The following is a 6,473-nucleotide window of genomic DNA, read 5'->3' as shown; positions in this document are numbered from 1 at the left end:
TTAGTGGTTAGTGGTTAGTGGTTAGTGGTTAGTGGTTAGTGGTTAGTGGTTAGTGGTTAGTGGTTAGTGGTTAGTAGAAGAATTATTAACAACTAACAACTAACAACCAACAACTAACAACCAACAACTAACAACCAACAACCAACAACCAACAACCAACAATTAACTACTGACGATTCGCAACTAATGGTTCGGATTTGCCGTAGCCGTAGGGTTCAGACACCACAATTGGAAGTTCTTCAAAATTCTCTACAGGAGGGGGTGAAGATACTAACCACTCCAATCCAATTGCTCTCCAAGGATTATTAGGCGCTTTTGGACCGTGCATCCAAGCAGCTACCATATTGATAATGAACGGTAACGTAGACATCCCTAAAAGAAAGGCTCCAATACTAGCAATCTCGTTCCACATCTCATACTCAGGAGCGTAAGAAGAAACTCGACGCAGCATTCCTTGCAATCCTAATGGATGCATGGGGAAAAAGTTGAGATTGGTTCCAATGAAAGCAAGCCAGAAGTGAAGTTTACCCCAGCCTTCATAGTACATACGTCCGGTCATTTTAGGGAACCAGTAATAAATCGCTGCATATAACCCCATGGTTACCGTGCCATACAGTACGTAGTGGAAGTGACCGACTACATAATATGTATTGTTGACATGAACATCAATTGGAACTGAAGAAAGAGTAATACCAGTAATACCAGCAAAGACAAACAGTATTAATGCACCAAACGCAAACAGCATAGGTGTATCAAACCGCAGTTTACCTCCCCAAATCGTTGCAGTCCAGGCAAACACTTTAATACCAGTTGGCACAGACACAAACATTGTTGTCAGCATGAAAAGCAACCGCATCCAAGCAGGAGTTCCACTGACAAACAAATGGTGTACCCAAACTATACCGCTAACTCCAGCAATAACAAGGGATGAAATCGCTACAACTTTGTAACCAAATAAGGGTTTGCGAGAAAAAGTTGGAAAGATTTCTGAAAAAATACCGAAAACTGGCAGGATGATGACATAAACAGCAGGATGGGAGTAGAACCAGAAGAAGTGTTGGAAAAGAATTGGATCGCCTCCCTTCACTGGATTGAAAAAGCTAGTTCCAACTGTTAAGTCAAATAAGAGCATGACCGCACCTGCTGTTAACACAGGCAATCCAAACAGTTGGATAATTTGAGCGCTTAATACAGCCCAGACAAAAACAGGCATGCGGAAAAATGTCATCCCTGGTGCCCGCATCTTGAAAATTGTGGTGACAAAGTTAACTGCCCCCATAATTGAGGACACACCTGACACGGCTACTGCCAACAACCAAATAAACTCGCCATTGATGAGATGACCGGTGGGATTTTGTAAACTAATAGGAGGATAAGACCACCAACCTGCTTGTGCTGGTCCACCTGGCACTAAAAAACTCACCATCAAGAGAATAGCCGCCACTGGTACCATCCAAAAGGCAACAGCATTCAATCGTGGAAACGCCATATCTTGCGCCCCAATCATCAAAGGAACAAGATAGTTAGCAAAACCTGCCAAAACTGGGAATGTCCAACCGAACAGCATCACCGTACCGTGCATGGTGAACATGGCATTATAAACAGTCCGGTCAATAAGGTCTGATTCTGGAGTAATCAATTCCCCACGAATGACCATTGCAAATATGCCACCTATCAAAAAGAGGAAGAAGGCGGTGACAATGTACTGAATTCCAATGACTTTATGGTCAGTACTAAAGCTAAAATATCGCTTCCAATCTGATGCAGCTGCTTCATGGTGAGATTTCTCACCACTCACGCTGATATCGTTTACAGAAATATTTGTCATTGTGTACCTGTTGATTGCTAATTGCTAATTGCTGATTGCTAATTGCTGATTGCTAATTGCTAATTGCTGATTGCTAATTGCTAATTGCTAATTGCTGATTGTTCTTCTATTAGCCATTAGCCATTAGCCATTAGCCATTAGCTATTAACTAATTGCTGTAATTAACTAGTGGAGGTTGTGCGGGGGCTATTGTTTCCCAACCAGATTTTACTGGCTCTTTTAGTGCTTGAGCATACTCAAATGCTGCTTGGTTTTTTGCAGGAGATAGTTTTTGCATTGCTGAAGAAGCAAGCCACTTTTTGTAGTCTTCTAAGGATTCAACTACCACATCTGCTTGCATAGTTGCAAAGTAAGTACCGCTAAACTCGGAATCGGTCAAGCTATATTTACCTGGGCGAATAGGTGTAAACTCAAAATCAATTTTGCGTTGGGGAATAATATCTTGCTTGACTCGAAAAGCAGGAATATAAAAGCCATGGAGAACATCTTCTGAGCGCATCGCTAGACGAATGCGATGATTTACGGGTAAATGCAGTTCGGTACTGGTGACTCCTGTTTCTGGATACCGGAAAACCCAAGCCCACTGTTTGGCATCGACTTCAATGTCTTCAACTGGTATCACACTTGTATTTTTTGCGTCCTTGTTAGCTGGTGCAGCATATGCTGATTCTATCCCCATTGGCATATGCACGTGAACAGCCTCCGTAGGTCCTTGAATTCCCATTTGCTCATAAATTTGGTAGCTGTATCCAGCAATCCAAAATACTAACAATACAGGAATTGCTGTCCAAATAACTTCTAACGTTACGTTTCCTTCAATGGGAGGACCATCGCTTGTATCATACCTCCCGGCTTGATGGAAAAGAACTGAATACATTAGTGTGCTTGTGACTCCGAGGAAGATGAATGCTCCTAATGTGACTAAGAAGCTAAATAATTCATCAAAGAGTCGCGATTCTGCTGCGGCTTGAGGAGGTAGCCAGGAATATGCTTGTTGTCCTATCCAAAGACTAGCAGCAGTTAAGGCGAGAGCACACGCACTCAGGACCAAAATATTTCGGGTTTTCATAGTGACAAAACTGTGGAGGTGAATTGCTAATTGCTAATTGCTAATTGCTAATTGCTAATTGTTAATTGTTCTATTAGCCATTAGCTATTAGCTATTAGCCATTAGCTACTTCAGAAGTAAGTTAGGATCTTTGCCCAATCGCAATAACATATCGGCGGTGTTGTGTACACCAAACTCAGCAGCTAAGTGTGCTCCTAGTGTGCCGTGAACGTACATGAGGGACATCAAGAAGAGCCCGGAAAGCAAATATGTCCACTGCACTTCTTGGCTATTGTCTTTGCGCCAAACAAAGCGCTGAAATCCTCTCCAAATTGTCATGCCGACAATCAGTGAGAGAAGAAAAACACCACCTACACCATGCCAAAGCATTGTGTCTACTGCTTGCAATCCCCAAGCACTTTTCACATTGGTAGCTGGTTCTGCCAGCATGATTTCATAAAAACCCGCTGCTACCGTAAAAAATGTGATGACTGCTGAAGCCAGCATATTATACCAGCCAGCATCAAAAAAGTTGGAACGTATGACAGGAATTGCCAAAAACTTGAAGATTGGTTTTTGTAGTGGAAACAACACACCAATAAAATCAAAGGCAACTCCAAGAATGAACAAACCTAGAGTGAGATGGACTAAGTTTGGATGAATGGGTATGGCATAGGGTAAACCATTTGCCCCAAGGTGAGTTTTTAATTGGTCGATAAGTTCAGGATTCATTGCAGTAAGCCCTCCTTCATGGCTTCAACAACTGGTACAGTATGTAGCCCATAAACCCATACCAGTTCATCTCCAAAAAATACTTGTACGCTTACTAAAACAGTCAACACTAAAGCTGCGGCTAGGTAATAAATTGACACCTTTTGTGGAGTGCGAGCACGAATCACATAACGCCAAGCTGTGATGGCAGCAAGAATTCCAGAAAGCGACCAACCAATGATGGTATGTATATTCAAGACCGATCTGGCTGCATTATAAGGTTCTGCCAAACCTGCTTCAAACTGACCAAAAATGATGGCGACAAAGATGGAAATTGTAGCGAAAAACATATTCCACCAACTCACCTCAAAAAGACGATAGTTGCGGGTAAAGTATCCAACGACATCACACAAGAAGGCAAACAACACCATCGCAATTACGAAGTGGACAACGATGGGATGCATCGTATCGGGATACGGTAAATTATGGTCATTCAAAAGTGGAAGATACGCAAGCATGGTATTCTCCTTAATGGTTAGGGGTTAGTAGTTATTGGGTAGTAGTTATTGGTTTTTTCTACTCACCACTAACCACTAACTAATAACTACTAACTATTTAGATAAAGGCACTCCTAAATCAAAATTTTCAGTCAAACAGTCAAAAAGTAACTTTTGTCTTTTAAGTTCTGACTTAACTCAAAAATAAGTATTCCTACTTTTGACTTCTAACTTTTGACTCCTATAACAACTTAGAGCGAACTGAACACCTGTCCAAATAGCAGCACCATGCCGGATGAATTTATCAGTTAGTAGTAAACTCTTTCTTTAGAGGTATTTACCACTGTTAACTATCTTAAACTTATGTTAATCAATTTTGTGTATCTCATGATATTTTTAGATTTTTTTTATTATGTTATAATTGGGTCTCACGAGCAGATCATTTTGAAACTATCGTTACTGAATATTCGCTAATTTTGAAAAGGCGAGAGGAATTAATATAGGATTTTCAGACACTCCTTAAAAATCTACTCACCGATAGAAAAAAATTTACTGACTGGGAAGTTTATGTAAAATAGATATAGCACCAATGCATTGGAGCGAGATTTGGCATGGATTTCTCAGGCTCTACCACAGATTATCATTCTGCATTCTCTGCACCTTCGACACCTATATGTTGGGACAATGTAGTTGACCCACTCAATACTGGAACTTTACAGGTAAATCCTGGTGCCATTATTACAGTTAACAGTATTGCCGATTTGGTGGATGAGAGTGATGGACTAACAACTCTACGAGAAGCTATTAATCAAGCAAATGCTGATTCTAGCAGAGATTTGATTGTATTTGACAGCTCGTTGTTTGCGAGTCCACAGACCATTACCTTAAGTTTAGGAGAACTTGACATCACCCAGAACTTGAGCATCGTCGCCCCACGGGATACTTTGACAGGTGAAAACTCGGTGACGGTAAGCGGTAACCAAGCTTCACGTGTGTTTGAGATTGCGGCGGAAGCAACAGTGACCTTGAATGGATTGATTATTGCCGATGGCAGAGGTAATCTGCCGAATGGTTTTGGCGGTGGGATTAACAACAGTGGTAGCCTCATCATCGATAATAGCATCGTTCGCAATCACCAAGCTATGTATGGCGGCGGCATTTACAACTTAGGCACTATAACGGTAAACAACAGTACTATCAGTAACAACTTCGTATCAGGCATGGGTCTTGGCGGTGGCGGCGGTATTTACAACCTAGGCACTATAACGGTAAACAACAGTACTATCAGTAACAACTCTGAATCAGGTTTGGGAGGCAACGGCGGCGGTGGCATTCACAATGCTGGTGGTGTCGTTATAGTAAACCATAGCAGCATCAATGATAACCGTTCGTTCGCATCTGGTAATGAGGGTAGAGGTGGCGGCATCTATAATGTTGGTGGTAATATAACACTCAGTAATAGTACCCTCAACGGCAACTCTTCAGGCGGTAGAGGTGGCAGTGGCGGCGGTATTTACAACAATGCTAGCGGTAAAGTGACACTCTTGCACACTACCGTCAGCAGCAACAGGCTAACTAGTGGATTTGCGGACAGTGGTGGTGGCATCTTTAACGATGGTATTCTGACGGTGAGCAACAGTACTATCAATGACAATACTTCCATTGGCGGCAGTCTGAGTGGTGCTGGTGGCGGCATTTATAATAATGGCATTTTGACGGTAAGCAACAGTACGATCGCTAACAATGCCAGTGGCACCGGGCTTGTAAGGGGTGGTGGCGGCGGCATCTATAACAATAACAATGGCAGTCTGACGGTGAGCAACAGCACCATCAGTAACAACAGAACAAGCAGTCGGGGTGGCGGCATCTATAACAATGGCACACTGACTCTAGTATTTAGTACCGTTACCCAAAATCTAGCCGCCAATGGTGGAGGCGTGTTCAATGATGCTAATGGTTTTGCCAGCGCACGAAACACAATTATCGCCTCCAACCTCTTAAGTACAGACGGTGTTAACCCCGATGTGGCTGGCAGTTTCACAAGCTTTGGCTATAACCTGATTGGTGACAGCACTGGCAGTTCTGGATTTGGAGTCACAGGAGACATAGTGGGTACAAGTGACCACCCGATCGATCCTCGTTTAGCTTCTTTGGACTTTAATGGTGGTTCCACGCAGACAGTAGCCCTACTTGTTGATAGTCCGGCAATTGATGTCGCAGACCCAACCTTGCAGGAGACCGATCCCATAACCGATCAACGTGGGTTTCCTCGTGTCATCAATGGTAGAGCCGATATTGGGGCGTTTGAATTCGCCTGACTCTAATCATCTTTATGAGTTGACAAAAAAAGTAGCAGATGAACTGGCAGTTCTTCATCTGCTACAGGCAA

At 42.7% G+C, this 6,473-nt stretch carries 5 protein-coding genes; 1 reads left to right on the top strand and 4 read right to left on the bottom strand.

Going from position 1 to position 6,473, the window contains the following annotated elements; all coding sequences use genetic code 11:
- Nucleotides 1-166: 166 nt before the first annotated feature.
- The 4 genes from ctaD to F7734_RS46950 form a co-directional block, all read right to left on the bottom strand.
- Nucleotides 167-1,828 (bottom strand): cytochrome c oxidase subunit I, encoded by a 1,662-nt coding sequence (ctaD, locus tag F7734_RS46965; protein WP_155751192.1) that lies wholly within the window; start codon nt 1,826-1,828, stop codon nt 167-169.
- Nucleotides 1,829-1,976: 148 nt separating this feature from the next.
- A complete protein-coding gene (locus F7734_RS46960; RefSeq protein WP_155751191.1) occupies nt 1,977-2,897 on the bottom strand; it encodes a cytochrome c oxidase subunit II in 921 nt (306 codons plus the stop codon).
- Nucleotides 2,898-3,002: 105 nt separating this feature from the next.
- Nucleotides 3,003-3,608, bottom strand: a complete 606-nt coding sequence (locus tag F7734_RS46955) for a DUF2231 domain-containing protein (RefSeq protein ID WP_155751190.1) — start codon at nt 3,606-3,608, stop codon at nt 3,003-3,005.
- Nucleotides 3,605-4,105: a DUF2231 domain-containing protein gene (locus F7734_RS46950; RefSeq protein WP_155751189.1), complete on the bottom strand. Its 501-nt coding sequence runs from the start codon at nt 4,103-4,105 to the stop codon at nt 3,605-3,607. The genes F7734_RS46955 and F7734_RS46950 overlap by 4 nt, the downstream gene beginning before the upstream one ends.
- A gap of 590 nt (nt 4,106-4,695) precedes the next feature.
- Between F7734_RS46950 and F7734_RS46945 the strand changes: the two genes are divergently transcribed.
- The gene (locus tag F7734_RS46945) at nt 4,696-6,402 is read left to right on the top strand and encodes a CSLREA domain-containing protein (RefSeq protein WP_155751188.1); all 1,707 of its coding nucleotides are present in this window, start codon (nt 4,696-4,698) and stop codon (nt 6,400-6,402) included.
- Nucleotides 6,403-6,473: the final 71 nt, after the last annotated feature.

It is taken from the genome of Scytonema sp. UIC 10036, from assembly GCF_009725235.1.
Note: the sequence above shows the minus strand (reverse complement) of the source record. Positions and strands in the feature narration are given on the sequence as shown.

Bases quoted from the DNA above. Each gene is read 5' to 3' on its own strand.
- ctaD (WP_155751192.1), bottom strand. From the start codon at position 1,828: ATGACAAATATTTCTGTAAACGATATCAGCGTGAGTGGTGAGAAATCT.
- F7734_RS46960 (WP_155751191.1), bottom strand. From the start codon at position 2,897: ATGAAAACCCGAAATATTTTGGTCCTGAGTGCGTGTGCTCTCGCCTTA.
- F7734_RS46955 (WP_155751190.1), bottom strand. From the start codon at position 3,608: ATGAATCCTGAACTTATCGACCAATTAAAAACTCACCTTGGGGCAAAT.
- F7734_RS46950 (WP_155751189.1), bottom strand. From the start codon at position 4,105: ATGCTTGCGTATCTTCCACTTTTGAATGACCATAATTTACCGTATCCC.
- F7734_RS46945 (WP_155751188.1), top strand. From the start codon at position 4,696: ATGGATTTCTCAGGCTCTACCACAGATTATCATTCTGCATTCTCTGCA.